This is a genomic window from Buttiauxella gaviniae ATCC 51604 (genome assembly GCF_001654835.1).
In the GTDB taxonomy this organism is placed as follows: domain Bacteria; phylum Pseudomonadota; class Gammaproteobacteria; order Enterobacterales; family Enterobacteriaceae; genus Buttiauxella; species Buttiauxella gaviniae.
Genome location: NZ_LXEP01000031.1, coordinates 139,317 through 162,656 on the forward strand (window position 1 = coordinate 139,317; position 23,340 = coordinate 162,656).

Sequence of the window (23,340 nt, forward strand, 5' to 3'; positions counted from 1 at the left end):
TAACCCTCGCTTTCCAGCGAGGGTTTCCCTTCTGAATTAATTTTCTGCAATTCTATAAATATTTCCGGACCTGCTCAAAGAATGAGGCCTGCCATCAGACCGGCCTCATTGCGGGTGACGATATGACTCAGGCATTGCTCACTGGTTTTTGTTCTGTCTTCACCTGAGCATTTTCCAGCATTTTGCGTACCGGAATAATCAGCACGAACAGTACAGCCGCACAGATCAGTAACGCAATCGAACAACGCGCGAATAGGTCAGGCAGCATATCCAACTGGTCGGCTTTCACGTGACCGCCAATCAGGCCTGCCGCAAGGTTACCCAGCGCGCTGGCGCAGAACCACAGTCCCATCATCTGGCCACGCATTCTTTCTGGAGCCAGCAGCGTCATGGTCGCAAGTCCAATTGGACTCAGGCACAGCTCGCCGAGTGTCAGCATCAGGATGCTTCCCACCAGCCAAAGTGGAGACACACCAGCACCGCCGCTGTTCAGAACGTTTTGTGCTGCCAGCATCATCAAACCAAAGCCTGCAGCGGCGCATAAAATACCGATGATAAACTTGGTGATACTACTTGGGCGGATGTTATTACGTGCAAGGCGCGGCCATGCCCAGCTAAACACCGGTGCCAGTAAAATGATAAACAGCGCATTGATTGACTGGAACCACACTGCAGGGATCTCAAAATCGCCGATCATGCGGTCGGTGTAGTCATTCGCAAACAGGTTGAACGAAGTGGGTTTTTGCTCAAACGCAGACCAGAAGAAGGCCGCAGAAACCAGCAGAATAAAGCAAACCAGCAGCCTGGCGCGCTCTTTGCGGTTAAGTCCCGCGAACATGAACAGATAGATAAAATAGAGCGCTACCGACGCTGCAATCACGTATACCAGCACACTGGCAACTGCAACAGGGTTAATGACGATCACACCTTTTGCAATCAGCGTCACGATAACGGCCACGCCCACCGCCAGTGCCAGCAACCAGCCACCGACACCGTTTTTCTTAGACACCGGGTTGTTCCAGGTTGAATCCAGGCCCACTTCACTGTCGTAGCGTTTCATGGCCGGAACGGCGAACACACGGAAGATAACCAGTGCAACTAGCATTCCGATACCGCCAATACCAAAGCCCCAGTGCCAGCCGTGAGTTTTTATCAGCCACCCGGAGATCAGGGGGGCAATAAACGAACCCATGTTGATGCCCATATAGAACAGCGAGAAACCGCCGTCACGGCGCGCATCGCCTTTTTTATACAGCGTTCCGACCATGACTGAGATGCATGTCTTGAACAGGCCAGAGCCAAGAACGATAAACATCAGGCCGATGAAGAACAGGTTGTTACCCATGAATGCGGAAAGCGCAATCGACAGGTGACCGAGGGCAATGAGAATCGAGCCATACCAAACTGCTCTCTGCTGCCCCAACCAGTTATCAGCAAGCCACCCACCAGGCAGCGCCGCCAGATACATACAACCAGCAAAGATACCGACGATTGCCGATGCGTTTTCACGCGCAAGCCCCATACCGCCGTCGTAAACCGTTGCTGCCATAAACAAAATGAGTAAGGGACGGATCCCGTAAAACGAGAATCGCTCCCACATCTCAGTAAAGAACAGTGAGCCTAACGGGTAAGGATGACCGAAGAAGGTTCGGCTCTCGTTGTTGTTAACCGAGGATTGCATAAATTCTCCAAGAGGGTGTGCGGTTGTGTTTATACGTGGCGAAATGCCTGGCGGCTAGCTGAGTTGCCGCTCTTTAACATTCAGCCATTATTATTAGTTAGCGGGATTTGTCTAATGCCAACCGCAGAACTTTTAGATGAAAAGTCGACAAATGTCTACGTTTACAGATTTTATAGCGGCAGATATGAGATGTCGATTGGCAGATTCTAGTGTGAAGACCCTGCTCTCGAAGCCATAAATTATCACGGTGAAACATTCCCTTTCGCACTGGCAGGTAGAAGGGAAGCAGCGACCAGTTTCGGATGTTTAGCCTGGTTTCTTTTTGTTTATCCTGAGCTATTCTGCTTTTTTCACTCACCAGACAACGCCTTCTATGCCAACTATCATCACTCACGCTGCGGTACCCATTTGTTTAGGATTAGGGCTTGGCAAAAAAATTATTCCTCCACGTCTGCTATTGGGCGGGATCATTCTGGCGATGTTGCCGGATGCCGATGTACTGGCGTTTAAATTTGGCGTGGCGTATGGCAATGCTTTTGGTCACCGTGGGTTCACGCACTCTTTGCTGTTTGCATTTGTGGTGCCGCTACTGTGTCTATTTGGCTATCGTTGGTTCCGCGCAGGTTTTGTTCGCGTCTGGTTATTCCTGACTGTGTCTCTGCTTTCGCATAGCCTGTTGGACTCGGTTACGACTGGCGGCAAGGGTGTTGGCTGGCTATGGCCGTGGTCAGATGAACGATTTTTTGCGCCATGGCAGGTGATTCGTGTCGCACCTTTTCAGCTCTCTCGCTACCTCGAACCCCGTGGTCAGGCGGTAATTTGGTCTGAGCTACAATGGGTTTGGTTGCCGGGCTTGCTGATGGCGTTCTTGCTGTTTGTTGTGCGTAAGAATTTGCGCTAACGGCATCATGTTTTTTGATGGATGACGCGAGCTTATCTGCCTTACAACATCTATTCACTTCTAATAAGCCCCCATAAATTGCAGGTCAAAACCTGCTCAACTTCAAATATTCGATAACAGTATGGCTACAACGCATATTTTAGTTGCCGGACAAAAAACGTTTCGTCAGTATAAGTAGAACGTTCTACTAGAACGTTCTACCAAGCATAAAAACGCGTAAAACCAAAAACGCGTAGGCGGCGTCAACACCGGGGGATTGTTTATGAGTTTGCTATCAAGTGTTACAAAATCGTTATCTAAATTGTCGATGATAGGCCGCGCATTAATGCTGCCTATCTCTTTGTTGCCGGCGGCAGGCTTGTTACTGGCCTTCGGCGATAAATTCCATTTGCCGTTAATGATGAATGCGGGTGGGGTGATTTTCGACAACCTGCCGATGCTGTTTGCGATTGGCTCGGCTGTGGGTTTGGCTGCTGAATCGGGGATTGCTGCACTGTCGGCGGCGGTATCAGTCTTTATTATTAACGTCACGATTGGCACGGTGATGCATATCACGCCAGAAATGGCGGCAGCGGGCGGGAAATATGCCATGGTTGTTGGTATCCCGACCTTGCAGATGGGGGTATTTGGTGGCCTGATTTCCGGCATTCTGGCCGCATGGTGCTATAACAAATTCCACACCATGCAGCTCCCTGAATTCCTTGGTTTCTTCTCGGGTAAACGCTTTGTTGCCATTGCTACCGCGTTTTTATCCTTCCTGCTCGGGATGGCATTGCCATGGATTTGGTCATATATCCAGTCGGGAATTGATGCTCTGTCGGTTATTGTGAATGGTGATAATCAGGCGCTTTCAACCTTTATCTTCGGCCTGGTTGAACGTGCGTTAATTCCGTTGGGACTACACCACATCTGGTATCCGTCATTCTGGTATTCATTTGGTGAGTACACGACTACAGCAGGCCAGGTTATCCACGGTGACCAGACAATCTGGTTCAAGATGCTAGAAGAAGGTGTGAAATCCTTTAGCAGCGACAGCTACCATAATGCAGGCAAATTCATGCAGGGTGAATTCCCACTGATGCTTTTTGCAGTGCCTGCGGCATGTCTGGCGATGTACCACGAAGCGAACACCAAAAATAAGAAAATTGCCTCCGGTATTCTGTTCTCTGCGGCATTGACCTGTTTCCTGACAGGCATTACTGAACCGGTTGAATTTACCTTTATCTTTGTTGCGCCAATCCTGTATGTATTCAACGCAATTATGGCTGGTCTGTCTTACATGTGTATGTACCTGCTGCATGCGCATATCGCCAAGTCTTTCTCGGCGGGGATGATTGACTATATTTCCTTCGGCATTTTGCCGTCGTTCAACGGTTATCAGACTAACTTCTTGTCGGCTGTGATTGTCGGTATACCGATGGCGCTGATTTATTACTTCACTTTCCGTTTTGTTATTCGTCGTTTCGATGTGAAAACACCGGGTCGCGCTGATATTACTGCCAACGCTAATGATAAAACTGACACTGAACTTGCTGGCGATATTATCGGCTTGCTGGGTGGTGCAGAGAACATTAATTCTGTTGGTTCATGTATTACGCGTCTGCGTCTGGAAGTGGAAAAAAGCGACCGTGTAGACAAAGACGGTCTCAATAGTCTCGGCGCGCGCGGCGTAGTGTTTGTTGGCGACTCGGGCATTCAGGTGATATTTGGCGCACGAGCTCAATTTATCGCACAGACGATGTCCACAATGATTGGTAAATAACTTTCCCCGTCATCCTTCAAGCTGCAGATGCGTTGGCTGCATTCACTTACCCCAGTCACTTACTCAAGTAAGTTCCTGGGGCTAAGTTCTTTTGCCGCCTTCCTGCAACTTGAATGCTATAGGGGAAAGAGATGCAAAATAGTTAGCCCCCGGTATGTTTACTGGGGGCTTTATGGTATTGATAACAAGGATATTTGGTGCAAAGGAACGGGATGAAAAAGGTCAATATTATTGATGTAGCCCAACTGGCGGGAGTTTCTGTCTCCACCGTGTCATTGGTGCTGCGCCAAAAAGGTAAGATCTCTGAGGCAACTATTGAAAAGGTTAACGCTGCGATCAAACAGCTTGGCTACGTCCATAACGTTGCGGCGGCGAACCTGCGTTCCAGCACCTCAAATCTTATCGGCCTGGTTATCAGTGATTTCAATGACTCCTTTTGTGTAAACGTTATGGCAAGCGTCGTCCATTATCTGGAAAAACAAGGCTATATGGTTTTTCTGGGTCACCCGCAGGACGATGATCAACAGCTTCAACAGTGTTTAACATCTTTTTCGCAGCAAGGCGTGGCGGGTGTTATTTATCTGGATGCTAACCACCGCTTAGCCTCTATTCCGGCGCTGATTGCACAATGCCCGTTGCCAACAGTCATCATCGCTGAATCGACTGTAAGCAGCCATCGGGATGTCATTGGTCGAGATAATCGCCAGGCCGGAAATCAGGCAACGCGTTACTTGCTTGACCGTGGACACCGAAATATCGCCTATTTGGGTGGAACTGCATCGAACTTGATGCGCGAAGAGCGTTTGCTGGGCTATCGCAATGCACTGGCTCAATACAATTTGCCGTTTCGCGAAGAGTGGGCTCCAGTTTGTGAAAACGACACCGAGAATGCTGCACGTTTAACACGTCAATTGCTTGAGAAAAACAGCAAAATCACCGCAATGCTCTGCCATTCACCATCAGCAATTATTGGCTGCCTCAATGGTATCCAACAGGTTGGGCGCACGGTCGGTAAAGACGTGTTTTTGACTCAGCAGGTTTCGTTAATTGGCTTCGAAGACATGATGCACATTAATCTCACCTCACCGCGCTTTACCTATGTTTCGGCATCCAGCGAAGAAGCAGGCCGACAGGCGGCAACATTGATTGTGAATAAGATTAAAGAGCCGGCGCTGCCTGCTCAGAAGATTATTATTTCAGGAGAGTTGGTGCTAAGGGAATCGGCCTGACAATTATTGTCCCCCTTCAAGAAAAGGGGGACACATCATTTAACGGTGGTACTCGCCAGCGGCTTCCGGCTGGTATTGCAACTCCAGCACTTCCAGATGCGTCTGGTTACCGTTCGGTAACGTCCAATTAATTGTCGCACCAACACGCAAACCCAGCAGTGCTGCGCCAACCGGCGCCATGACTGAGAGTTGATTGTCGCTGTCTGTTAGGTTTACCGGGTAAACCAGCGTGCGAACATGCTCCTCTTTTGAGGAGAGATCGCGGAATTTTACGCGGCTGTTCATCGTAACGACGTCAGCCGGAATATCTTCAGGCTTACACATTTCTGCTCTGTCCAGTTCTGCGTTCAGCACTGTAGCTACCGGCTGGTTAGCAAATTGTGGTTGCTCCAGCAAACGGTCAATACGCTCGGCATCGAGTTCATTAATGATAATGGCTGGTCTGGACATATTTCTCTCCGTGTAAAAAAACAGGCACTCATGTGCCTGATGGGGACCTTACAAAAGAAAACCCTCACCGGTAAGAGTGAGGGTTTGGTCTGCAGTGATAATACTGAGCTTAACGTATAGTTTAAAGTGACCTGAGTCACAAACTGCAGTTAGAGAATAATGCTACCTACTAATGCGAACAGGAAAGCGATAGTACCAATCAGCGTTTCCATCACAGTCCAGGTTTTCAGTGTGGTTTTCTCGTCCATTTCCAGGAAACGGCCAACCAGCCAGAAACCGGAGTCGTTAACGTGAGACAGAACAGTCGCACCACCTGCAATTGCTACCACGATGAAGCACAGATCGAACTGGCTCAAGCCTGGAGTTGCCGCAACCATTGGCGAGATAAGTGCCGCAGTGGTAGTCAGAGCAACGGTCGCAGAACCTTGTGCCACACGCAGAGCGGTAGAGATAACAAACGCGGCTACAATTACCGGCATACCGGTATCAGACAAGATACCCGCAAGTGCATCACCAATGCCGCTGGCACGCAGAACGCCACCGAACATACCACCTGCACCGGTCACCAAAATGATGCCGCAGATTGGGCCAAGCGCGCCATCGCACACTTTTTCCAGGTGCTGGCGGCTATGACGACCACTAAACACAGCAAGAGCAAAGAACACAGTTATCAGTAATGCAATTGGGGTTTTACCCAACATACGCAGGAACTGAACCACGGTATTGTCAGCAGTTACCCAACCGAGCACGGTTGCTGTGTTCAGGCCAGTATCAAGGAAAATCAGCACCAATGGCAGCAGAAGAATCGACAAAACAGTGCCAAAAGATGGTGGCTGGTGGTTTGGATCAGCCTCTACATTGCCGAGGAAAGAAGAAGGCAATGGTACTTCGAATTTCTTGCCAGCATACAGGCCAAACAGATACGCACCGAGATACCAGGTTGGAATCGCGATTACCAGGCCAACAATGACCAGAAGTCCAATGTTCGCGCCCAGCAATTCACTTGCAGCAACCGGACCCGGATGCGGTGGCAAAAGTGCGTGCATCACAGCGAATGCACCCGCGGCAGGCAGCGCATATTTCAGCGTGGAACCACCGAATTGTTTTGCTACGCTGAAAATAATTGGCAGCATTACTACCAGGCCCGCATCGAAGAAGATTGGGAAGCCAAACAGCAAAGATGCAACGCCAAGCGCCAGTGGTGCGCGGTGTGAACCAAATTTCCCGACCAGTGTGTCAGCCAATACTTTGGCACCGCCAGAAATTTCAAGTAAACGACCAATCATGGCACCAAGGCCAACCAGCAGGGCAACGCCTGCCAGGGTACTCCCAAAACCGCCCAAAATCGTTGGGACAATTTTATCGAACGGCACACCGGTGACCAGTGCAACAACAACACTCACAAGAGTTAATGCTAAGAATGCATGCACTTTGAAGCGCATGATGAGAATAAGTAGGAGTACGACTGCACAAGCTGCGATCCCAAGTAGGGTCCCTGCGCCGTAATGTGCTGTTATTTCGGTCATATGTTTGTCCTCTGCGCCGAATTAATAGGCAAGATATGCATTAAGCATAATTCACCATCTCTCTGATACCGGTAACATGATATCGGTAACATGACGTCTTCGGGAATGGAGTGCGCCATGTTTATTAACATTTTGAGAGCAAGTTCAAACTATCGAAAGAAACCGTCCATAAGCCGCATTGATTAATTGCTGACCGTAAATAAACCTGCCATGGGCAAAACTTGCATTACTCTTTATAGGCACGTTTCACTCAGGCCTTGTGCGGTCATCACCTGAACCGGAGATATCATGAGCCATTACGACAAACTCACGTTAAAGGACGGCAGTTCTCTTTACTTTAAGGATTGGGGAGAAGGGCAACCGGTAGTATTCAGCCACGGCTGGCCATTAACGGCGGATGCGTTTGAAGACCAGATGTTTTTCCTTGGGCAGAAGGGATTTCGGGTTATTGCTCATGACAGGCGAGGGCATGGGCGCTCATCGCAAAGTTGGGATGGGAATAACATGGACCAGTACGCCGATGATCTTGCCGAACTGACCGCGCATCTCAATCTCAAGGATGCGGTCCACGTTGGGCATTCAACCGGCGGCGGGGAAGTGGCGCGTTATATTGGCCGCCATGGCACCAGCCGTGTGGCAAAAGCGGTGCTGATAAGTGCCGTTCCACCGATCATGGTCAAAACGGACTTCAACCCAAACGGTGTACCTATTGATGTGTTCGATGGTATCCGCGAAGGCGTGCGTGCGAACCGCGCGGACTTCTTCAAAGAGCTGACTTTGCCGTTCTACGGTTATAACCGCTCGGGGGCTGAAATTTCAGAAGGTGTCAGAGAGAGTTTCGTTGAGCAGGGCATGCAGGGCGGCATCAAAGCGTTGTATGACTGTATCAAAGCGTTCTCGGAAACCGATTTGCGCGAAGACCTGAAGAAAATGACCATTCCGACGCTGGTTATTCATGGCGATGACGATCAGATTGTACCCTTTGAAACCTGCGGTAAGGTGACAGCAGCAACACTGCCAGATGCGACGTTCAAAGTTTATGAAGGTGGCTCACACGGTATTTGCACCACTGAGAAAGACCGGGTAAATACTGATTTGTTGGCGTTTTTGAAAGGTTAGTTGTTGTAGGCGGGTAAGAGACTATTACCCGCCATTCAGCCACTCATTTAAGCGCAACCGGCAACATAATCTCTTTTAAAATTTCATAGCGCTGTTGGGGTGAAAGCCAAATCAAACCCAACAGCTTATGCGCTTTTTCTTCACGTTCGAATTGGGCTTTTAACTGCATTAAAAAACGTTTCGTTGTGTTCATAATTACCTCCGCATTTGATAAACAAAGCATATGCCTGCAAACCCGGAACTAATAGTGAACCGATTGTTTTTTGTCTTCCGTATTTAATTTAACAGCTGTTATTTGCTAATCAAACTCATATCTATCTTCGCCACAATTTTCCTCAGCGCAGCCGGTTCATTTAGCGTTGCCATAGGGCGATGAAGCTCGCCGGGGAAAAGAATCGTCAGGTCCCCCGGTCGTAGTTTTATCAATGTTTCACAGCCCATGTTTTTATAGAACCCGATATCATTTTGCTCATCGAACTCACCGTCTTGTTGCTGCTGCTGATCCACCGGTGCGGCACCGATTATCTCTTCGCCTTCCAGTACGATATGCACGTCGATATAACGGGCATGCAGTTCGGGGCGTTGTTCTTCCAGCAGTTTAGTTTTGCCATCAAACACCGAGAAATAGATAAGTTCGCCTTCAATCGGGTATTTGCCGTTGGCCAATTGCTGCGGACGGTTTGCGATAATTGCTTGTAAAGCATGGCGAATCACAGTTGGGTACACCGGGTTTTGAGCGGCATTCTCAAGTTTATCAATAATCATATTTCCCCCTTAGACCGCAACCAGCATGCCGCCATCAACAAACAGCAGGTGGCCATTCACGAAGTTGGACGCTTTTGACGACAGGAACACCGCAGCACCAATCAACTCCTCAGGATCGCCCCAGCGAGCCGCTGGTGTGCGTTTGCATAGCCACTGGGTGAAAGCTTCGTCGTCGACCAGCGTTTTGGTCATATCTGTTTTGAAGTAACCCGGTGCAATACCGTTAACCTGGATGTTGTAGCGCGCCAGCTCCACGCACATACCACGTGTCAACATTTTCACCGCTCCTTTTGCTGCGGCATATGGCGTAATTGTGTCGCGGCCCAGTTCGCTCTGCATTGAGCAAATATTGATTATTTTCCCGGCCTGGCGTTTTACCATGCGTCGTGAAACAGACTGTGAAACTAAAAATACGGCAGTTTGATTTACTGCAATAATATCGTTCCATTCATTAACCGGAAATTCAGTAAATGGATGGCGGCGCTGGATGCCAGCATTATTAATTAATACATCAATCGGCCCGATCTCTTGCTCGATATTTTCAATCGCAATTTCCACCGCTTCCGGGTCGGTAACATTAAATGCAGCAGTCCAGGCGGTATAACCACTGTCACGTAATTTCATTGCCGCATGTTCGGCGCGTTCAGCAGTAATATCATTGATGATAATTTCAGCGCCATGCTCAGCAAGACCTTGTGCTAATAAAAAGCCTATTCCTTGTGCAGAGCCGGTAATTAACACGCGTTTGTTGTCGAGCGTAAACAAATTCGTCATGGTGAATTCCTGTTATTTTTGCATCGTATTTAATATCCCTTATCAAAGCGGTTCAGAGCGGGTAAAACTGTGAAGTAGATCACTGCGAAAGGTGTTACGCCCGCATGATACCTGGAGTGTGAAGTGTGGTAGCTTTTCTTTTGTTAAGGATGCGAGGCATAATCCTTTTCCCGCGGGTTATCAGGAAAACCAGATGAAGTACCAGCGCATTACATTGCAGGACATTGCCGCCCTTGCGGGGGTGACAAAAATGACCGTCAGCCGTTATTTGCGCACGCCGGATAAAGTCGCCCCGGAAACTGCCGCCCGAATTGCTGAAGTTATGGCGGAAGTCAATTATATGCCTGACCCTGAAAACAGGGCCTTGGCGAGCAATATGCAGCCGCGAATCGGCGTCATTATTCCCTCCTTTAATAACCAGATTTTTGCCGATTTACTGGCAGGTATTGAATCCGTAACAAAGCCGATGGGTTACCAGACGCTGGTGGTTAATTACGATTACGACCGCGAGCGCGAAGAAGAACAAATTGCCACAGTGCTGGGTTTTAACGTTGCGGGACTTATCCTGACGGAAACCGTGCATACGCTGCGGACCGAGAAGTATTTAAGTGCTGCCGGAATCCCTGTGGCTGAAGTGATGGACCTGGTATCAGGTAGCGGGCGCATTAACGTCGGCTTTGATAACTTCCGGGCCGGATTTGATATGACCAATATGCTGATTGCCAGCGGCAAGAAGCGCATTATCTATCTAGGCTCGATGGCCGATGTGCGTGATATCAAGCGGTATGAAGGGTATTGCAAAGCCATGGCTGACGCGGGTTTGACTGACGGACGGCTAATGCCAAATAAAGTTTCTTCTGTGAGCGTAGGAACAGGAATGATGGCGATGGCGCGCCAGATGTACCCGGAGATGGACGGTATTTTATGTACTAATGACGATCTCGCCGCAGGTGTGTTACAAGAATGCCAGGCTGGCAACATTCGTGTGCCGGAACAGATGGGAATAGCTGGTTTTCACGGCCTGGAAATCGGCCAGGTTACGGTTCCAAAACTTGCCAGTGTTGTCACGCCACGCTTTGAGATAGGGAAAGTCGCCACGGAAATTTTATTGAAGAAAATCAATAAACAACCAACAATTGAACAAGTCGATTTGCACTATCGCTTATCTCTTGGCGGCACGCTTTAGTCGCTTAAATGCTGAAGCGATCACGCTAACGGTAACACGGTTTTCTAACATGGATTGGCGTGACCTACGTCGCAAAACCCTGCGCTTAAAAAGGCTTTGATGTTAAGCAGAAATATTGACTTAGCTGACTTAACCGGGGGAACCATGTCGCAACCTACCCAACACGTATTACTTATTGCTCCAGTGATGGATGCACTTCAGCAGCAACTGGAAACTCATTACACCGTTCATCGCCTTTACCAGCAGTCTGACGCTGCGGCCTGGCTTGCTGATAACGGCGCACAAATTGGTGCTGTTGTGACGCGGGGGGATATCGGCGTGACTACCGCCGTGCTGGAAAATCTGCCACAGGTCGGTGTGATTGCCATTTTTGGCGTCGGCACTGATGCGGTGGATCTGGAATATGCCCGCCGTCGCGATATTGCGGTGACCATTACTGCCGGGGCGCTCACTGATGATGTCGCCGACCTGGCTTTCGGTTTGCTGTTGAGTAGCGCTCGTCAACTTTGCCAGGGTGACCGCTTTGTACGAGAAGGGCGTTGGCACCAGGAAAGCCCTGTATTGGCAACCCAGGTGAGCCGTAAACGTATCAGCATCTTTGGGATGGGGAATATTGGCCGTGCCATTGCCCGTCGTGCCATCGGCTTTGATATGGAAATTTATTACACCGATCGCGAAATGGATAGCTCACTGCCGTATCACTGGTGTGAAGATGTATTAAGTCTTGCCCGCAATAGTGACTTCTTTATTGTCGCGGTATCGGGTGGCAAGGCAAGTCACGGCATTGTGAATCGACAAGTATTCGAGGCACTGCCTAAACATGCGTTGGTCATTAATATCGCTCGCGGCAGTATTATCAATGAGCAGGACTTAATTATCGCCTTACAAAATGGTGATATTTCCGGTGCTGGGCTGGACGTTTTTGTGAATGAACCTAATGTACCTGCTGAATTAATCTGTATGGAGAATGTGGTATTACAACCGCATGTTGCCAGCGCCACACATGAAACACGCCAGCTTATGAGTAATATCGTATTTGAAAACGTTGAGGCTTATTTCAATCATAAGGTTCTGCCGCACCGTATTAATTAATTCCCGGAGCCCTTTATTAAAAAGGGCAATGACTTTTATTGTCACGGATAAATACCATGGAAAAGAAAATCCCCGGCACTCGCTGGTGGCGCGTGGTCGCGCCTATTTTAATCGCCTGTATTATTTCTTTTATGGATAGGGTGAATATTAGTTTCGCACTTCCCGGTGGAATGGAGGCTGATTTAGGTATAACCAGCCAAATGGCAGGTCTCACCAGCGGGATATTTTTCATAGGTTATCTTTTCTTGCAGATCCCCGGTGGGCGTGCGGCAGTGAACGGTAGTGGTAAACGGTTTATCGCCTGGTCGCTGGTGGCTTGGGCTATCGTTTCTGTCGCCACAGGTTTTGTCACCAACCACTATCAGGTCTTAGTTCTACGGTTTGTGCTTGGTGTCGCCGAGGGGGGGATGCTGCCCGTCGTGCTGACGATGATCAGCAACTGGTTCCCGGACCGTGAGATTGGGCGGGCTAATGCTTTTGTCATGATGTTCGCGCCCATCGGCGGAATGGTAACAGCGCCAATCTCGGGTGCGATTATTCAGAGTCTGGACTGGCGCTGGCTGTTTATCATCGAAGGCCTGCTGTCGATTGTGGTGTTGGCTGTATGGTGGTGGCTGATTAGTGATCGCCCGCAGGAAGCTCGCTGGTTGCCTGCTGCAGAGCGTGAATACCTGCTGGCGGAATTTGAACGCGACCGTCAGGCGCGAAGCCTGAAGCAGCCGGTAAGTAATGCACCGTTGCGCGACGTATTTCGTAACAGCAGTCTAATGAAGCTGGTGGCACTTAACTTTTTCTACCAAACCGGTGATTACGGCTACACGCTGTGGCTGCCGACCATCCTCAAAAATCTTACCGGCGCGAATATGGCGGGTGTTGGGCTGTTGGCTATAGTGCCGTTTGTCGCGACGATTATCGGTATCTATGTCATTTCAATGCTGAGCGATAAAACAGGTAAACGCCGACTGTGGGTGATGATTTCACTGTTGTGCTTTGCCGCGGCGTTGCTGGCATCGGTAGTTTTACGTCATAACATTATTGCGGCCTACATTGCTTTAGTGGTGTGCGGGTTCTTCCTGAAGGCTGCAACCAGTCCGTTCTGGTCGATTCCGGGTCGAATTGCATCTCCAGAAGTTGCCGGCGGGGCACGTGGTGTAATTAACGGTTTAGGTAACCTGGGGGGCTTCTGCGGCCCATGGTTGGTGGGGATGATGATTTATCTCTACGGGCAGAACATGGCAGTCTGCGCCCTGGCTGGTTCGTTGGTGATTGCTGCACTGATAACCCTGACGTTACCAAAGAACTGCGATCTGACTCCAGATAATGGAAAGCCAGTCGCAGATGAGTCGGCTAAACAACCACACGTTGCTTAACCGTCAGTAACCCACAGCATCCAGGCGGAACTGCTTCGCGCAGTTGCCTGGATTTCTTTGTGTGGCAAACGAGCTTTCATTAAGCGGGCTATTAATTTTTGCCGCTGTCAGCGAGATTTGCATTTCCGTCAGGTATGCAGGGTTACCGTTACAGGTCAGTTTTACCGCCTTCACCGCATCATTACCCCAGCTCTTTTCCAACGCTTTATTGAACGCTTTTCGCGTGACGACTTTGCCGTAGTTTGTTGCCAAAAAATCACCGAAAGCGCTTTGTTTGAATTCATTGTTCAGGCGAACCATGGTGCCGAAATAGGCATTGGGGTTAAAACCAAAACACGCGCCATGTTTTGCGAACTCATAGCGTTCAAGGCACGACTGACCTCCAGCCCCTGGCATGACGCCCGCAAGTTTGCTGGCGATATCTGTTGATAGCGCAGGTGCTGGCGCCTGGCATTTTTGCGAACCGCGAGCTTCGGCCATGTTCGGCACCGGGCGGGTTGAACAGCCGTAGCGCATCCACCGTTTTTCATCCACGCCTCGCGCCGCAACTGATTTTGGCAAACCAGGCCACAGGCCGTGCACGGTTAAGAAAGTGCGCTTGTCATTTTGCTCTTGCTGCGTTTTACATTCGGCAGGTTCGTTGCGGTTACGCTCATGCATGCTCTGGCAAAAACCGGTTTGCCAGGACAGAGCCAACACGTAACGGTCGAAATCGGCATACTGTTTGGCGGTGAGTTCTTCCGCTTGTGACAGATGGCTGGTGGCCAGTAGGGAAGTCAGGATTAGCGTGTTTTGCCACATTAATTTCATCGTTTTCTCGCTCGGGCTTCCAGAAGTCACTTTATTTAAACATAAAAAAAGCGCCTCAATGAGGCGCTTATTGCAAAGCTAAAGATTAAGGCAGAATAGCTGCAGACGGCACCAGAATTTCGGTGGCAATAATCACGACAATCAGACCAACAGCAACGGGTACTGACGTACGTTTTACCACTTCGAATGGAGAGATTTTTGCCATACCCGCAACCGCAACAACCACACCGGAAACCGGAGAAATGGTGCGTCCAAGGTTAGAGGCTTGCAGCATCGGAATCGCCAGGTATGCAGGGTTGATACCAGATGAGTGAGCCAGTTTAGGGATCATCTCAACAAAGGCATAGAACGGTGCGTTACCGGAGCCGGTAGTCATTGCTGCCAGCATGGTGAGTACGACCAGCACCAGCATCAGAATGATACTTGCTGAACCGAACGAGGTAGCAATTGAGATTAGGCTCTGGATAAAGCCGATAGTGCTAAGGCCTTGTGCAAATACACCCGCAGCAACTAACAGCATAACCACGTTTGCGAAGGCATCAGCCATCCCGCGATAGCAGACTTCAAGGCCGGAGAAAACGGTTTGTGCTTTGAAGCTGCGGAAGAATTCAATCACCGCGGCAATCAGAATACAGATCACCAAAATAGAGATGATATGCAGCTGTGGACCCCATTTTCCGTCGAAAATCAGCACGCCGATAATTGGTGTAAACGGCAGGATTGCATAGAAAGAAGGTGCAGTAGTCTGGATTTCGCTGACATCGAGCATTTCGTGGCTGACATTTTCTTTTTTATCCAGGTAGCGCTGCCAGAAGAAGTGGGCAATCGCCATGGCAATAATGGCAGCGATAGAAATTGGCACGGTGGTTTTAAAGGCAAAATCAACCAATGACATTTCTGCAGCTTTTGCCGCCAGCACTACGTCGCCAGAAGTTGGAGACAGGATGATTGCCGCAGGAGAAGCACAAATTGCTGCTGCCGCACCACGACTAATCCCCACGTTCACCATAACCGGGAACAATGTTGCCATCAGCAACACACCCAGGCCGGTTGCAGATGAAACCGCCAGTGACATAAGACAAGCCACGAAATAAGCGGCGATCATCAGAATATAGGGTGAGTTGATTAATTTCAGCGGCTTAGATGCAAGCTTAACCACCATGTCGTTGGCGCCGATATGTGTCATATAAGCTGCAAAACCGCACAGCATCATGATCATCATGCCGAGATCGCCACCGCGGCTCATCAGCAGGATTTTGACATATTCAACAATATCGGTTGCGGTATACCCGGTGCTTTCGGCATTGCCAGGTAAAACCTTGTGGCCCATCAGGGCACTTATAATCAGTAATGTTAAACCACCGACGAATAATACGCCGGTCGCGGAGTAGCCTTTGATGATGTAGCGAGCTACACCGACAATAACCACAACCCCAATAAGTAATTCAAGAGTAGTTAGCATTTGAGTCCCCTGTCGCGTTCGGCATCTTTACCCATTGAAGCGGGTGAGTAGTACCTGAACGCAACGCCATGCCAGAAAATAAAAAAATAAGACGCTTTGCAGTCGTCGGCGAAAACGGTGCCAATCTGCCTGAATCGTTCGAGCAGATTTCTGATGAGCATCAAATTTAGTAAGCTTCGTTCTGCTGCTATGACACTTTTGTCGGCAGCCTTGCAATTATGACATTTACTTATTGATTAGCGGTATATATTTATATCGTTTATTGCTCTGTTAATAATCACATGAGGATTATTTAATTAAAATTATATTACATAATTGTTAATTACCCATCTAAATGTAAAACAACCAAAAATCTCTTTAAAATAAAAAGGTCTAATGCTTATACTGCCGCCTCGTATATTTTGGGGTAATCAAGTTGCAATCCACTTTCTGGTCGACAAGCCGTTTACGCTTCCTCAGAAAGCATCTTTTGATGCTGCTGTTGGCGTTTGGCTGGCTGTTTGTCAACAGCCAGGTCGCAGTGGCATCGCATGACTGCCCGGTAGAAATTAGTGCGCCATCCCTTTCCGTTCAGCATAGCGAGCATATGCTGATGAAAAACCATTGGGATATGGTGAAAGCGAAGGGAACGCTGTGTGATAAACACTGCATTCCGGACGTGATGCAAAAAGATAACGGCTACAGTGCTTTGGCCGCATTACCGGTCACCGACACTCTGGCCTTAGTGATCCCCGAATGTACCGAAACGGTTACCTCGGTTGCCTTATTAACCCCGCCTGCAACTGGCCCTCCGGCCACAATACGGTTTTGTCGTTTTAGAGAATAACTCCAGCACTGTCTTGGTTCATCCCTTACGGATTTCATCCTTTGACTTTAGTTCTGGAGATTTTTATGTCTGCTATTTCTGCACGTTTCTTCACAGCCGTTGCGCTGTCTGTATCTACTTTCTTTACCGTGGCTCACGCCACTTCTCACGATATGAATCATGAAATGTCGATGGCTCAGCCAATGGCCGCTGAGGTTTATCACGGCCATGGTGTGGTAAAGAAAGTCACCAACGATTCCATTTCCATCGCCCATCAACCTATCGCGGCCCTTAACTGGCCAGCAATGACCATGACATTCAGCTTGCCTGAAGCGGGAGCATTGCCGGTGGTGAAAGCTGGTGAAACGGTTGACTTCACCTTCAGCCAGCAGTCTGAAGGCTACAAAATCGCTTCGGTTACCCCGACTAAGTAACTGAGGTCATCATGAAACAACATTCCCTGAGCTTGTGGCTCGGCGGGGTGCTGTTTGCTGTGTCTGTCTCTGCCGCAAATGCGGCAGAGTTCAGCCTGCAACAGACCCTGTTCGCTGCTGAAAATTATTCCGCTGAACTGTCCGCTAACCGAAATCAGAGCGATGCGCTGAGTTCAATGGCTGATTCCGCACGCCAGCTACCTGACCCTAAATTGAAATTTGGCATTGAAAATGTCCCGGTGCAGGGCAGCAATAGCCATCGATTTACTCGTGAAGGCATGACCATGCAACGCATTAGCGTCATGCAGGAGTATGTCAGCGAGGATAAACGCGACCGTAAAGCCGAAACTATTTTGGCTCAATCCGCCAGCAGCGCAGCCAAAGCCGAAGTGATTCGGACGACATTACAAAAAACGACTGCTCAGGCCTGGCTTGATCTGGCGTTATCGCAAAAAGTGCTTACAACGGCGCAAAAACTGGTGGGCGAAACCGAGCGCCAGGTGGGTGTGCAAAAAGCGACAGTCGCTAGCGGTAGTTCACCGGCTTCAAGCGTTGTGGATATTCGCATGACGCTCTTAGTGATGGAGGACAAAGTCACGCTCGCGCAGCGTGATGTAGCTCTGGCCCAGACGCGCTTACTGCAATTGACGGGTAAACAGATTGATAAAACTAGCGGTACGTTGCCGCGTTATCAGCGTTTGCCTGCAGATCCGGCATTACTGGAACAAAATGTCGGGCAGCACCCGGAAGTGATTGAGGCGGCACGCGAGGCCGATGTTGCCAAAGCTCGTTCGGCACAGTCAGCGGTGGCGGCGGAACCGAACGTCGGTGTTGAGGTTTTTTATGCTCATCGTGCGGATGATTACGATGACATGGCTGGCGTGATGTTTACCGTCGATTTACCCATGTTTAAACCGCAGCGCCAGGATAAAGACTTGGCGGCAGATGTGTCTCGTTCCATGGAAGCGAGCGACCAATTGACGTTAGCAAACCGCGCGCGCGTAGCACTGGTGCGCACACTGGTTGCGCAGTATCAGGCAGCTCAAACGCTTTGGCTGCGCCAGCAAGATGAAATTTTACCTCTTCAACGCCAGCGCCTCTCGCTGGTTGAAGCGCAATACCGCTCTGGGCAATCGACCCTCTCCGACTTACTCAATGCTCGCCGTACTTTGCTTGATACCGAACTGACCACGCATAGTGCAGAAAAAAATGTGGCTGAAACCTGGGCCGCCATTCGCTATCTGACGCCACAGGAAAACAACCAGTAATGAACACCATGACGAAAATTTCATTGTTAGCGCTCACTATCGCGGCGGCACTTGGCGCTGGGTATTACGCGGGTAAACAAAGCCATTCCACCACAACTACACAAGTTGTTCAGCCAGAACGAAAAGTTCTTTATTGGTACGACCCGATGACGCCAGGTCAGCGCTTTGATAAGCCGGGTAAATCGCCGTTTATGGATATGGACTTAGTACCGCGTTATGCCGATGAAGCTACCGAAGATGGTGGTGTGACGGTAAGCGCTCGCCAACAACAAAACCTCGGAATCAAAACTGCGTTGGTTGAGAAGAAAACCCTGGAATATCAATTTGATGCTTTTGCTACTGTCTCTACAGATGAACGTAGCGTGCAGATTATTCCGGCCAGTGCCAATGGCGTTGTTGAGAAGTTGTTTGTTAATGCGCCGCAGCAATTCGTCAAAGCGGGTGAACCACTTGCGCAGTTGTGGATACCTGAATGGACGGCCGCACAGCAAGAGTATCTGGCGGTGCGTCGTTTGGGAGATGGCGCATTAAGTGCCGCCGCTCGAGAACGTCTGCAACTCCAGTTTATGCCTGCGGAAATAATTCGCCAGGTGGAGAAAACCGGGAAACCGCAAACTCGTGTGACGGTGCGTGCTAAACAAGCAGGCTACATCAATAAGCTAGATACACGCGAGGGTGCGCAGGTCGCGGCAACAGCGCCTTTATTTGAAATTGCCAGCCTCGAATCTGTGTGGATTGTTATTGATTACCCGCAAACCCAGGCCCAGGTGCTGCAAGTGGGGAGTGAAATTCAGGCCGCAAGTGACAGCTGGCCTGGTGAGGTTTTCCATGGGCGAGTGAGTGAGTTGTTACCCAATATGGAAACGACTACCCGAACGCTTAAAGCGCGCATCGTGCTGGACAATCCGCAAATGAAGCTCAAGCCAGGGATGTATCTCAATGTGAAACTAGCCAGGCAGCTTAATCTCCCTCCAGTTCTGGCTATTCCAGAAGAGGCGATGATTGAAACGGGCAGCAATAGCCGGGTGTTAGTCGCTCAGGATGATGGTCATTTCAACCCGGTGAATGTAGTGGTTGGGGCGGCGCAAAATGGCTGGGTTGAGATTAAACAAGGATTGAAAGAGGGCGATAAAGTTGTGACCTCCGGGCAGTTCCTGATTGATTCCGAAGCAAGCCTTCGCAGCGCATTGCCACAGGAGATAGCTGCAACTACTGCCACCCAGGAATACCAAGGCGAGGCAGTGGTGAAAGAAATTACTGATGATGCTGTCACCCTTTCGCATAAGCCTATTGCGGCGTTGAAGTGGGGGGCGATGACCATGGACTTCGCACTGAAATCGGCGGCTGACGCGCAGGGTGTAAAGGTTGGCGACAACGTGATGTTCAGTTTCACAATGGATGACGAACATGGCGCAGTAATCACTCATCTGATGCCGATGGCGGGGGCAATGAAATGATTGCCGCAGTTATTCGCTGGTCACTTAAAAATCGGCTGCTGGTGTTGCTTGCGGCGATCATGATGGCGGCGTGGGGAATTTGGTCGTTGCAACGCGCACCGCTGGATGCGCTGCCAGATCTCTCTGACGTACAGGTGATCATTCGTATTAATTACCCAGGCAAAGCGCCACAAGTTGTTGAGGATCAGGTTACTTATCCGCTTACCACTACCATGCTTTCGGTACCAGGCGCGAAAACTGTGCGCGGTTTTTCGATGTTTGGTGACTCATATGTCTACATTTTGTTTGAAGATGGCACCGATCCGTACTGGGCGCGCTCGCGGGTTCTGGAGTATTTAAGCCAGGTTCAGTCTCAGTTACCCCCTGAAGCTAAAGCTTCGTTAGGGCCGGATGCCACGGGAGTTGGTTGGGTTTATGAATATGCGCTGGTGGACAGAACCGGCAAACATAGCCTGGCAGATTTACGCGCTCTTCAGGATTGGACGCTTAAATTTGAGCTAAAAACTGTGCCGAACGTTTCGGAAGTTGCGAGCGTAGGCGGCATGGTTCGACAGTACCAAATTGTTCTCGATCCACAGCGCATGCGGGCGCTGAACATCACACATGAACAAGTTATTAGTGCAGTGCAAAGTGCTAACCAGGAAGGTGGCGGTTCGGTCATCGAAATGGGTGAAGCCGAATATATGGTGCGCACAGCAGGTTACCTGAAGAACCTGAATGATTTTAAACAGGTAGTGATCACCACACGTGAAGGCGTGCCGGTGTTATTGAGCGATGTAGCAACACTGCGCATGGGGCCTGAAATTCGGCGTGGCGTAGCGGAATTTAATGGTGAAGGTGAGGTTGCGGGCGGCATCATCGTAATGCGCTACGGTAAAAATGCGCTGGATACGATTAATGCGGTAAAAGCGAAGCTCCAGCAAGTTCAGAAGAGTTTGCCTGCGGGTGTCGAAATCGTTCCGGTATATGACCGCTCACATCTGATTGAAAATGCTATTGAAACACTCTCCCACAAGTTGCTGGAAGAGTTCATCGTAGTGGCAATTATCTGCGCACTATTCTTGTTCCATTTCCGTTCCGCACTTGTGGCGATGATAACCCTGCCGCTGGGGATTCTGGGCGCGTTTATCGTCATGCACTACCAGGGGGTGAACGCCAATATTATGTCGCTGGGCGGGATAGCCATTGCGATTGGGGCAATGGTTGATGCCGCGATCGTGATGATTGAAAATATGCATAAAGTGCTGGAACAGTGGCGGCATGACAATCCAGATAAGCAACCTTCTGGTGCTGATTACTGGCGAATTTCTGAGCAGGCAGCGGTGGAAGTGGGGCCGGCATTGTTCTGTAGTTTGCTGATTATCACGCTCTCCTTTATTCCTGTGTTTTCCCTTGAAGCACAAGAAGGGCGCATGTTCTCGCCACTGGCGTTTACTAAAACCTACGCTATGGCTGTTGCTGCGGGGTTGGGTATCACGCTGGTACCGGTGCTGATGGGCTATTTCATTCGCGGAAAAATTCCTGATGAGAAGGCTAACCCTATCAACCGTTGGCTGATAGCCGCCTATGAACCACTGCTGGATAAAGTGCTGGCGCGCCCGAAAACCACGCTGTTGGTTGCAGGGTTAGTATTACTGGCGACGTTATGGCCGCTGAGCCGACTTGGAAGTGAGTTTATGCCGCCGCTTGATGAAGGTGATTTGCTGTATATGCCATCAACGCTGCCGGGTATTTCCGCACGTGAAGCCGGACGTTTACTGCAACAGACAGACCGCTTAATCAAAACCGTACCTGAAGTGGCGACGGTATTTGGTAAAGCTGGGCGCGCAGATACCGCAACCGATCCTGCGCCGCTGACCATGATCGAGACCACTATTCGTTTTAAACCGCGCGATCAATGGCGGCCAGGAATGACGATGGATAAACTGGTTAGTGAACTCGATAGCGTGGTGAAAGTACCGGGGATTGCTAACGTTTGGGTGCCACCTATCCGTAACCGCCTGGACATGTTAGCGACGGGTATCAAAAGCCCGGTAGGCATTAAAGTAAATGGCAATAATATTGCCGCCATTGAGCAGGTGGCTGAGCAAATCGAGCGGGTGGTGAAGCAAGTTCCTGGTGTCACATCCGCTCTTGCGGAACGACTCGGTGGCGGGCGCTATGTTGATATTAATATCGACAGGCTTAAAGCGGCGCGCTATGGCGTCTCAGTCAAAGAGTTACAGTCATTAGTCGCAACGGTGATTGGTGGGCAAAATATCGGTGAAACGATTGAGGGACGTGAACGCTATCCGATCAACGTTCGCTACCCACGCGAAATACGTGACAACGTCCAAAAATTGCAAAACTTGCCGGTAATTACCGCAAATGGTAGCCAGATTGCGCTTTCTGAATTGGCAGACATCAGCATCACTGATGGCCCACCAATGTTGAAAAGTGAAAATGCCCGTTTATCTAATTGGGTTTATGTGGATTTACGTGGACGCGATTTAAAATCAGCAGTGGAAGATATGCAGCGTGCAGTTTCCCAGCAGGTGAAATTACCTGATGGCGTCTCATTATCCTGGTCTGGTCAATTTGAATATTTGGAGCGCGCGAGTGCTAAATTAAGAATAGTCTTACCATTCACCCTGGTTATTATTTTCGTCTTGCTTTATGTAACATTCTCCCGTGTAAGTGATGCGTTGTTAATAATGGGGACTTTACCATTCTCACTCATTGGTGGTGTCTGGTTGCTATATTTGCTGGGATATAATTTATCCGTTGCGGGTGCGGTAGGATTTATTGCATTGGCTGGGGTAGCAGCTGAATTTGGCGTAATAATGGTACTTTATTTAAATCAAGCGATTGCGAGGCATAAAGCGCTAGATCCACAAGGAGGAAAACCCATGCTAATGCGCGCCCTACATGAGGGAGCAGTGCTACGCGTCAGGCCAAAAGTGATGACTGTTGCGACGATAATGGCGGGTTTATTGCCGATTATGTGGGGCGATGGTACTGGGTCAGAAGTGATGCGCCGTATTGCAGCCCCGATGATTGGCGGCATGATTACCGCACCATTGCTATCGATGTTGGTCATCCCAGCAATGTATGTGTTACTAAAAAAACATAAATAATAGTCGGTTGCCCCTGTTGTTTTTTTAGCTTGAAAAAAAACAATAGGGGTGACTTTTTTGGGATGTTCAAATAGGCGTGAAAGGGTTTTTTAGGAGTTGGCCATAGGTTTATTTAGCTTTTATTAATATATAA

The 23,340-nt window shown here is 49.5% G+C and carries 20 protein-coding genes; 12 read left to right on the forward strand and 8 right to left on the reverse strand.

Going from position 1 to position 23,340, the window contains the following annotated elements; all coding sequences use genetic code 11:
• Positions 1-127 precede the first annotated feature (127 nt).
• Positions 128-1,681: a peptide MFS transporter gene (locus M977_RS16490; RefSeq protein ID WP_064516973.1), complete on the reverse strand. Its 1,554-nt coding sequence runs from the start codon at positions 1,679-1,681 to the stop codon at positions 128-130.
• Between the two features lie 373 nt (positions 1,682-2,054).
• Here M977_RS16490 and M977_RS16495 point away from each other — a divergent pair, with 373 nt between their 5' ends.
• From M977_RS16495 to malI, 3 genes are all read left to right on the forward strand, one after another.
• A complete protein-coding gene (locus M977_RS16495) occupies positions 2,055-2,582 on the forward strand; it encodes a metal-dependent hydrolase (protein WP_064516975.1) in 528 nt (175 codons plus the stop codon).
• A gap of 262 nt (positions 2,583-2,844) precedes the next feature.
• Positions 2,845-4,344 carry a PTS transporter subunit EIIC gene (locus M977_RS16500; protein ID WP_064516977.1) on the forward strand — a complete coding sequence of 500 codons (1,500 nt, stop codon included), beginning with the start codon at positions 2,845-2,847 and terminating at the stop codon, positions 4,342-4,344.
• A gap of 212 nt (positions 4,345-4,556) precedes the next feature.
• Positions 4,557-5,573, forward strand: a complete 1,017-nt coding sequence (gene malI, locus M977_RS16505) for a Mal regulon transcriptional regulator MalI (RefSeq protein WP_064516980.1) — start codon at positions 4,557-4,559, stop codon at positions 5,571-5,573.
• A gap of 39 nt (positions 5,574-5,612) precedes the next feature.
• On the opposite strand, the gene rnk is transcribed toward malI, so the two are convergent.
• Both rnk and M977_RS16515 read right to left on the reverse strand, forming a co-directional pair.
• Complete coding sequence (rnk, locus tag M977_RS16510) at positions 5,613-6,023, reverse strand: nucleoside diphosphate kinase regulator (protein WP_064516981.1); 411 nt, start codon at positions 6,021-6,023, stop codon at positions 5,613-5,615.
• Between the two features lie 149 nt (positions 6,024-6,172).
• Positions 6,173-7,549 carry a GntP family permease gene (locus M977_RS16515; protein WP_064516983.1) on the reverse strand — a complete coding sequence of 459 codons (1,377 nt, stop codon included), beginning with the start codon at positions 7,547-7,549 and terminating at the stop codon, positions 6,173-6,175.
• 288 nt (positions 7,550-7,837) lie between these two features.
• Here M977_RS16515 and M977_RS16520 point away from each other — a divergent pair, with 288 nt between their 5' ends.
• A complete protein-coding gene (locus tag M977_RS16520; RefSeq protein WP_064516985.1) occupies positions 7,838-8,668 on the forward strand; it encodes an alpha/beta fold hydrolase in 831 nt (276 codons plus the stop codon).
• Between the two features lie 43 nt (positions 8,669-8,711).
• On the opposite strand, the gene M977_RS25500 is transcribed toward M977_RS16520, so the two are convergent.
• From M977_RS25500 to idnO, 3 genes are all read right to left on the reverse strand, one after another.
• Positions 8,712-8,861 carry a hypothetical protein gene (locus M977_RS25500; protein WP_167351098.1) on the reverse strand — a complete coding sequence of 50 codons (150 nt, stop codon included), beginning with the start codon at positions 8,859-8,861 and terminating at the stop codon, positions 8,712-8,714.
• 98 nt (positions 8,862-8,959) lie between these two features.
• Complete coding sequence (locus M977_RS16525; RefSeq protein WP_064516987.1) at positions 8,960-9,433, reverse strand: NanQ anomerase/TabA/YiaL family protein; 474 nt, start codon at positions 9,431-9,433, stop codon at positions 8,960-8,962.
• 9 nt (positions 9,434-9,442) lie between these two features.
• The gene (gene idnO / locus M977_RS16530) at positions 9,443-10,207 is read right to left on the reverse strand and encodes a gluconate 5-dehydrogenase (RefSeq protein ID WP_064516989.1); all 765 of its coding nucleotides are present in this window, start codon (positions 10,205-10,207) and stop codon (positions 9,443-9,445) included.
• A 193-nt stretch (positions 10,208-10,400) separates the two neighbouring features.
• Here idnO and M977_RS16535 point away from each other — a divergent pair, with 193 nt between their 5' ends.
• From M977_RS16535 to M977_RS16545, 3 genes are all read left to right on the forward strand, one after another.
• Positions 10,401-11,393 carry a LacI family DNA-binding transcriptional regulator gene (locus tag M977_RS16535; protein ID WP_064516991.1) on the forward strand — a complete coding sequence of 331 codons (993 nt, stop codon included), beginning with the start codon at positions 10,401-10,403 and terminating at the stop codon, positions 11,391-11,393.
• Between the two features lie 144 nt (positions 11,394-11,537).
• The gene (locus M977_RS16540; RefSeq protein ID WP_064516993.1) at positions 11,538-12,485 is read left to right on the forward strand and encodes a 2-hydroxyacid dehydrogenase; all 948 of its coding nucleotides are present in this window, start codon (positions 11,538-11,540) and stop codon (positions 12,483-12,485) included.
• Positions 12,486-12,541: 56 nt separating this feature from the next.
• Entirely contained in the window at positions 12,542-13,855 is a 1,314-nt protein-coding gene (locus M977_RS16545) for an MFS transporter (RefSeq protein ID WP_064516995.1), read from the forward strand.
• Positions 13,856-13,858: 3 nt separating this feature from the next.
• On the opposite strand, the gene rna is transcribed toward M977_RS16545, so the two are convergent.
• Both rna and dcuC read right to left on the reverse strand, forming a co-directional pair.
• The gene (gene rna / locus M977_RS16550) at positions 13,859-14,656 is read right to left on the reverse strand and encodes a ribonuclease I (RefSeq protein ID WP_425339049.1); all 798 of its coding nucleotides are present in this window, start codon (positions 14,654-14,656) and stop codon (positions 13,859-13,861) included.
• A gap of 94 nt (positions 14,657-14,750) precedes the next feature.
• Positions 14,751-16,127 carry an anaerobic C4-dicarboxylate transporter DcuC gene (dcuC, locus tag M977_RS16555; protein ID WP_034456731.1) on the reverse strand — a complete coding sequence of 459 codons (1,377 nt, stop codon included), beginning with the start codon at positions 16,125-16,127 and terminating at the stop codon, positions 14,751-14,753.
• A 415-nt stretch (positions 16,128-16,542) separates the two neighbouring features.
• On the opposite strand from dcuC, the gene M977_RS16560 reads away from it, so the two are divergent.
• From M977_RS16560 to M977_RS16580, 5 genes are all read left to right on the forward strand, one after another.
• A complete protein-coding gene (locus tag M977_RS16560; RefSeq protein WP_243839595.1) occupies positions 16,543-16,953 on the forward strand; it encodes a DUF2946 domain-containing protein in 411 nt (136 codons plus the stop codon).
• A gap of 65 nt (positions 16,954-17,018) precedes the next feature.
• The gene (locus M977_RS16565; RefSeq protein WP_064517001.1) at positions 17,019-17,366 is read left to right on the forward strand and encodes a copper-binding protein; all 348 of its coding nucleotides are present in this window, start codon (positions 17,019-17,021) and stop codon (positions 17,364-17,366) included.
• An 11-nt stretch (positions 17,367-17,377) separates the two neighbouring features.
• Complete coding sequence (locus tag M977_RS16570; RefSeq protein WP_064517003.1) at positions 17,378-18,634, forward strand: TolC family protein; 1,257 nt, start codon at positions 17,378-17,380, stop codon at positions 18,632-18,634.
• On the forward strand, positions 18,634-20,091 hold the full coding sequence (locus M977_RS16575; RefSeq protein WP_064517004.1) for an efflux RND transporter periplasmic adaptor subunit: 1,458 nt from the start codon (positions 18,634-18,636) through the stop codon (positions 20,089-20,091). Before M977_RS16570 ends, M977_RS16575 begins: the two co-directional genes overlap by 1 nt.
• The gene (locus M977_RS16580) at positions 20,088-23,207 is read left to right on the forward strand and encodes an efflux RND transporter permease subunit (RefSeq protein WP_064517006.1); all 3,120 of its coding nucleotides are present in this window, start codon (positions 20,088-20,090) and stop codon (positions 23,205-23,207) included. Before M977_RS16575 ends, M977_RS16580 begins: the two co-directional genes overlap by 4 nt.
• The last annotated feature ends 133 nt before the right edge of the window (positions 23,208-23,340 follow it).

What these genes read in the sequence shown, in the direction of transcription:
- M977_RS16490 (WP_064516973.1), bottom strand. Translation starts at nt 1,681, where the DNA reads ATGCAATCCTCGGTTAACAACAACGAGAGCCGAACCTTCTTCGGTCAT.
- M977_RS16495 (WP_064516975.1), top strand. Translation starts at nt 2,055, where the DNA reads ATGCCAACTATCATCACTCACGCTGCGGTACCCATTTGTTTAGGATTA.
- M977_RS16500 (WP_064516977.1), top strand. Translation starts at nt 2,845, where the DNA reads ATGAGTTTGCTATCAAGTGTTACAAAATCGTTATCTAAATTGTCGATG.
- malI (WP_064516980.1), top strand. Translation starts at nt 4,557, where the DNA reads ATGAAAAAGGTCAATATTATTGATGTAGCCCAACTGGCGGGAGTTTCT.
- rnk (WP_064516981.1), bottom strand. Translation starts at nt 6,023, where the DNA reads ATGTCCAGACCAGCCATTATCATTAATGAACTCGATGCCGAGCGTATT.
- M977_RS16515 (WP_064516983.1), bottom strand. Translation starts at nt 7,549, where the DNA reads ATGACCGAAATAACAGCACATTACGGCGCAGGGACCCTACTTGGGATC.
- M977_RS16520 (WP_064516985.1), top strand. Translation starts at nt 7,838, where the DNA reads ATGAGCCATTACGACAAACTCACGTTAAAGGACGGCAGTTCTCTTTAC.
- M977_RS25500 (WP_167351098.1), bottom strand. Translation starts at nt 8,861, where the DNA reads ATGAACACAACGAAACGTTTTTTAATGCAGTTAAAAGCCCAATTCGAA.
- M977_RS16525 (WP_064516987.1), bottom strand. Translation starts at nt 9,433, where the DNA reads ATGATTATTGATAAACTTGAGAATGCCGCTCAAAACCCGGTGTACCCA.
- idnO (WP_064516989.1), bottom strand. Translation starts at nt 10,207, where the DNA reads ATGACGAATTTGTTTACGCTCGACAACAAACGCGTGTTAATTACCGGC.
- M977_RS16535 (WP_064516991.1), top strand. Translation starts at nt 10,401, where the DNA reads ATGAAGTACCAGCGCATTACATTGCAGGACATTGCCGCCCTTGCGGGG.
- M977_RS16540 (WP_064516993.1), top strand. Translation starts at nt 11,538, where the DNA reads ATGTCGCAACCTACCCAACACGTATTACTTATTGCTCCAGTGATGGAT.
- M977_RS16545 (WP_064516995.1), top strand. Translation starts at nt 12,542, where the DNA reads ATGGAAAAGAAAATCCCCGGCACTCGCTGGTGGCGCGTGGTCGCGCCT.
- rna (WP_425339049.1), bottom strand. Translation starts at nt 14,656, where the DNA reads ATGTGGCAAAACACGCTAATCCTGACTTCCCTACTGGCCACCAGCCAT.
- dcuC (WP_034456731.1), bottom strand. Translation starts at nt 16,127, where the DNA reads ATGCTAACTACTCTTGAATTACTTATTGGGGTTGTGGTTATTGTCGGT.
- M977_RS16565 (WP_064517001.1), top strand. Translation starts at nt 17,019, where the DNA reads ATGTCTGCTATTTCTGCACGTTTCTTCACAGCCGTTGCGCTGTCTGTA.
- M977_RS16570 (WP_064517003.1), top strand. Translation starts at nt 17,378, where the DNA reads ATGAAACAACATTCCCTGAGCTTGTGGCTCGGCGGGGTGCTGTTTGCT.
- M977_RS16575 (WP_064517004.1), top strand. Translation starts at nt 18,634, where the DNA reads ATGAACACCATGACGAAAATTTCATTGTTAGCGCTCACTATCGCGGCG.
- M977_RS16580 (WP_064517006.1), top strand. Translation starts at nt 20,088, where the DNA reads ATGATTGCCGCAGTTATTCGCTGGTCACTTAAAAATCGGCTGCTGGTG.